The sequence below is a fragment of the Bacillus sp. MMSF_3353 genome, from assembly GCF_030733445.1.
Lineage (GTDB): Bacteria > Bacillota > Bacilli > Bacillales > Bacillaceae_G > Bacillus_A > Bacillus_A wiedmannii.
Genome location: NZ_JASHJA010000075.1, coordinates 1 through 4,738 on the forward strand (window position 1 = coordinate 1; position 4,738 = coordinate 4,738).

Genomic DNA, 4,738 nt, shown 5'->3' on the forward strand with positions numbered 1-4,738 from the left:
TAGGGGAGTTTTTTTATTATTTAGATATTAGAATGTTAATAAAAAATTGTACACTCCTATAGACCAGTGCCCCTGTATTTCGTTTTTTTTGATTTCTTTACTAGGAATATGGCCTATACTTTGCTTTTGGCTGCCATACCCCATCGTCAGCAGGTTAACTAAAATGAGATACCCGTACTAAGAAGTTATTAAAGATTGGAATTGTTTAAAGTACGTTTATGTGATAAGTGAAAATGAAAGTTTAGACAAGCAAAGGATTTTTATAAAAAACAAAGAATTCGGTTTTAAATAGGTCTGGAAATAAAAGTAAGTCTATGACCTGTTTCTACACGTATCTCAGCTGTACCCCATTATTGATTTGTGTATTTCTGATTTTCCATAAATCTTCGCTGCCCATGAAGGGTTTAGCAATAAACAAATTAGAAAGATTTACAACTGGAATTTATAAGCTATATAAATAACAAGATTAATTATTGGAGGAATGAAAATTGGTGTATCTGAGTGGAAAGCATTGAAAAAAGAGACAAAGTTAAAGCTATTGCGCTATGCGATGCTGGAAAGTGAGTATAAGTATGCAAAATAAAAGCTCTTCATTTGCAAAAGCAAACAAAGAGAAAAGTCATGAGTGACCGTCTGGGAAAGAAATTGGCAGGTTTCTTTCCTCTATATTTTAACATATAAAAAGTTGTAGAGAAAAGGGGCATGTAGAATGGAAGAAGGTCGTATTTCCTTTCAGCAAGGGTTTAAAGAGCTTTTTATTATGATTGTCTGTTTTTGGTTCATTATGTTTCTCCTGTATGGTGAAAGCCTGTTACAATAGTAAAGAATAACTTGGGTACAAATTGATAATGAAATGGGGAAATATGCTGGATGAAAGCAACCGGAGTAACAAGAAAAGTGGATGAATTAGGGCGTATAGTAATTCCAAAGGAACTTAGAAATACGCTTGGTATTAAAGAAAAATCACCATTAGAGATTTTTGTAGAAGGGGAAGATATTGTTTTACAGAAGTATCAACCTGGTGGTGTTTGTGCATTAACAGAAGAATTGTCAAATCGTAACATAGCATTAATAAATGGTAAGATAGCATTAAGTCCAGAAGGTGCAGAATTATTAATGAAAGAAATAGAACAATACCTTGTAAAATAAAAGGCTCCTTTTAAGGGGCTTTTTTATAATTAATATTATAATTTCACGTACCGTAATATTTAATAAAAAACAAAATACAAAATACAAACTCAATAGTATACATTAAATTAATCCGCTTAATTCATACTGTACCGTCTGGAATGTTGCAGAATCCTTAGACTAAAGATTCTTTTTTATTATATTTAAGCAAAAATATTTTTGTTCCCAAACCTGAAGTTGTAAAAATATCCCTGGAATTAAAGTGCCAGAAGAGAAATTTCAGAAGTATGTGGTGTTATGGGGATACTTAATCCCATGCGGAGTTTTCAATCAACCGAATAAATGGGTAAATACGTATACGATAAATCCATTGGATACATATGTCTTAGTACCAGAATTCAAGCCTGAAGAGTATGAATATGGGGTCTGTGTAGCAATGGAACCAAAACTTAGGTTAAGTATTAGCGGACATAAAATGGGTATTTCTAATGATTAGATGTTCGCTAACATTAATTATAGAATTATCCTGCTCCATTGCTACACATACCCATATATATATAGCTTGTTTAGAAAAAATAACGTTTTTTTACACTTGGGGGGGAGTCGGATTTCTTAAGTTGATGGATGTGTGGCGGTACCCCTTTTTGTAAAATCGGATCTTGGTTCATGGCAATGTCCTCCAATGTTTGTGTGAGATACTCATCTTCATTCGCTGGTAATAATAATAACCAACGAACAAACGAATCTTCCCACGGATTAACTTTCTCTTCGCGCCATTGCTGTAGTAACTTTGGAATCTCTACAATATGAACTTCTATATCGTCACTTAATAACTTTTGTTGTTGTTGATTCCAAAGGATTCCTATTGTATGAAACGCTTCATATTCTGGAAACATCACAAAGTTTAACAAGTTTATGGTAATTGTTTTGTGAAGTGAGCTATAAGGCATTCCTTTTTGCAATTGAGAGGTGTATAACCTTCCCCAATAATACAAGCTGCGTTTGATCATATCGTGATTATTATTCAATTGTATTTCTACATTTACCTTTGTTCCTGTATTTAATGTAGCCGAAATATCTAAAATCGATAATTTATCTTCTTCATATTCTCGATGCAAATGTGGATCTTCTAATTGTAGGGAAACAATAGGTGATTCTAAAGAATCTTTTAATATGGCATTTAAAAAGGCAACTAAAATATCTTCATTCCCATTTGTGCAAAATAACTGCTTAAATGCAAAATCGATACGTAAATTTACTAATGAATTGGACATGGTTTTCCTCTTCCTGTTTCAGACTATATATTTACCTTTATTGTACATAAAACTAAAGTCCATCAATCCCCTATGATTTATATAGGGATATAAGTCTTTCTCTTAAAGGAAAGGTTCTTTTTTACAATGTGAAACTGTTTGTTAAGAAAATCTTAAGAAGCTCCCCCACTTTTTATTAAGAAATGCTCTTTATACTTGGAAATGTGTTAAAGGTCATTCTTATTTAGACGTGAACTACTCGCCACTTAGCAAAGCTTGAAATGGGAGCTTCTCAGTTCCACGACGAAAGTAACCTTTCGTCTCCCTGAGCGTTACTTAGGGGTGTTCCACCCCTAGATGTCCAACGCTTGGACGCTCTTTTGGTACGGTTGATATTTTACACAGGAACCGAATGGCTTGGTTTTCGCACTCTATTTTCTTCCTGCAACCTCATATATCAAGTTATCAAAGAACTTGATATAGCTAGTTTATCAAAAGCTTTTGGCGATGCCAAACCGATATTCACCTCCCACCTACCGTTGGGCTACGCCCTTCACACGCTTGAGGAAGGAGAATTCTTTCGGGGAATTCGTTAAAAAATGAATAAAATCACACTTAATCATATAAGAAAAAGAAAGGTGGAAATGAAAGATGAAAAAAGCATTGATTGCAGTTTCAGGATTAGTTGTTGTAGGAGGTGGATTATTAACTTATGCAGGAGGAGATATAGTAGATAGATTTAATCCGTTAGTGAAAGAAAAAGATGTGTATGTCCTTACAAAAGGGGAAGCACAACCACATGGAGCGTAGCTAAATGTCACAATGAAAAGGGAAAGGAAAACATAATATTCATAACCAGCTAGCACTACAGGTTAATTATATTTGTTATTTTACACCTTTGCATTTTTATATATTTTATTTTTTAATTAAATTCAAACATATATTGTTATTGTATGGAGGTATTATATGAATTTTATCAATTCTACATTAGGAAGTTTAAGTATTATTAGTATAATAATAATTTTATTGGTTCCTATTTTGTTGAATTTAGGTTATTTTGTTTTGTATAAACGAATATATAAAGGGAAATATTCATTTGAAAAAAAACAAATTGTTTTGATTACACTATTGATAGGATATTACCTTATTGTATTAGCTGGAACTTTATTTGGTCGTGAAAATATTATTCGGCCTGAAGGGATAATTAATTTTGATATTTTGCGTGGATATAGAGTTGCTTGGAATAATTTTTCACTTGTTTCTTTTCAAGATATTATTATAAATATTGCTTTACTTTTTCCAGTAGGATTTTTGTTACCCTTAATTAGTAATTTCTTTAAAAAAGCAGGGGCAGTATTATCAGTCGTATTTAGTACAAGTTTTTTTATTGAAATAATTCAATTTGTAACAGATATTGGACGTATAGATATATCCGATGTATTACATAACACCTTAGGAGGTATGCTTGGATATTGTATAAGTAATTTATTGATTGTTTTTTTAGATAAACAATCCGTACCATTTAAACAAATTGTTAAATATATATCTTTACCAGTGATAGTTTGTTTATTAACATTGGGAATTATTATTCCTTACAAAATGCAAGAATTTGGTAATCTACCTATTAACCCAGAAACTAAAATGGATATGTCTGATATTTCTATGAAAACAACTATATCATTAGATGCAGATTCTAAAAAAATGCCTGTTTATAAATTCAAGAAAAATTCTTCAGAACAAATAAAGATTAAAGATATAGAAATTATTTCTTCAAAAGAAGCATTCCAAAAATTAAAACGTGGAGAATTTTTACCTCTAGAATCTTTAAAAAAAGGAGATATAATAACTATTACAAAATGTACATTATCATCTTATTCAGATACAAAAGATTTCCAACAGCCTGTATATCAATTTGAAGGAATAATAAATGGTAAACAAGAGGCTTTATACTATATTGCTGCAAAAAAATAAAAGTGTAAATTATTCTAATACAAAAAAGAGTATTCCTATCTAAAAAAGTAGGGATACTTTTTTTGTAGAACTTTTCCATAGATTTTTTATATAAGGTTAAGTTTAAAAAAAGAAGGATCCAAATTTAACATCTATATCAATATTGAGAAATTTATTACAAAATTAGCTATAAATGATTCAAAATCCGAAAGTAAACTTTTACCCAAAAGTTTACTTTGTAGTTTTAAGTCTACGGAAAAGGCGTAATCCCTTTGTTAGACCTTAATCCGGCTATTAGCTTATACTTAAAAGTAGGGTGAAAACCTTTGTTTTTAGTGAATCTATATTACATTTTCAATTAAAATAAACAAAATCTATTTCTTATAAAAATTTTGTTTTATTAAGGA

The 4,738-nt window shown here is 30.8% G+C and carries 4 protein-coding genes and 1 pseudogene; 4 read left to right on the forward strand and 1 reads right to left on the reverse strand.

What is annotated here, in order from left to right; all coding sequences use genetic code 11:
- The first annotated feature begins 870 nt into the window (after positions 1–870).
- Both RBB48_RS31410 and RBB48_RS31415 read left to right on the forward strand, forming a co-directional pair.
- Positions 871–1,149 carry an AbrB/MazE/SpoVT family DNA-binding domain-containing protein gene (locus RBB48_RS31410; protein ID WP_306008844.1) on the forward strand — a complete coding sequence of 93 codons (279 nt, stop codon included), beginning with the start codon at positions 871–873 and terminating at the stop codon, positions 1,147–1,149.
- A gap of 241 nt (positions 1,150–1,390) precedes the next feature.
- Positions 1,391–1,624 (forward strand): hypothetical protein, encoded by a 234-nt coding sequence (locus tag RBB48_RS31415; protein WP_306008845.1) that lies wholly within the window; start codon positions 1,391–1,393, stop codon positions 1,622–1,624.
- Positions 1,625–1,763: 139 nt separating this feature from the next.
- Here the strand turns inward: RBB48_RS31415 and RBB48_RS31420 are convergent.
- Positions 1,764–2,402 (reverse strand): annotated as a pseudogene (locus RBB48_RS31420) (Rpn family recombination-promoting nuclease/putative transposase); the annotation flags it as partial.
- Between the two features lie 630 nt (positions 2,403–3,032).
- Between RBB48_RS31420 and RBB48_RS31425 the strand changes: the two are divergent.
- A complete protein-coding gene (locus RBB48_RS31425; RefSeq protein WP_016097120.1) occupies positions 3,033–3,191 on the forward strand; it encodes a hypothetical protein in 159 nt (52 codons plus the stop codon).
- Positions 3,192–3,347: 156 nt separating this feature from the next.
- Positions 3,348–4,352, forward strand: a complete 1,005-nt coding sequence (locus tag RBB48_RS31430; protein ID WP_306008846.1) for a VanZ family protein — start codon at positions 3,348–3,350, stop codon at positions 4,350–4,352.
- The last annotated feature ends 386 nt before the right edge of the window (positions 4,353–4,738 follow it).

Excerpts from the sequence above, each read along its gene's own strand:
- RBB48_RS31410 (WP_306008844.1), top strand. The coding sequence starts at position 871 with ATGAAAGCAACCGGAGTAACAAGAAAAGTGGATGAATTAGGGCGTATA.
- RBB48_RS31425 (WP_016097120.1), top strand. The coding sequence starts at position 3,033 with ATGAAAAAAGCATTGATTGCAGTTTCAGGATTAGTTGTTGTAGGAGGT.
- RBB48_RS31430 (WP_306008846.1), top strand. The coding sequence starts at position 3,348 with ATGAATTTTATCAATTCTACATTAGGAAGTTTAAGTATTATTAGTATA.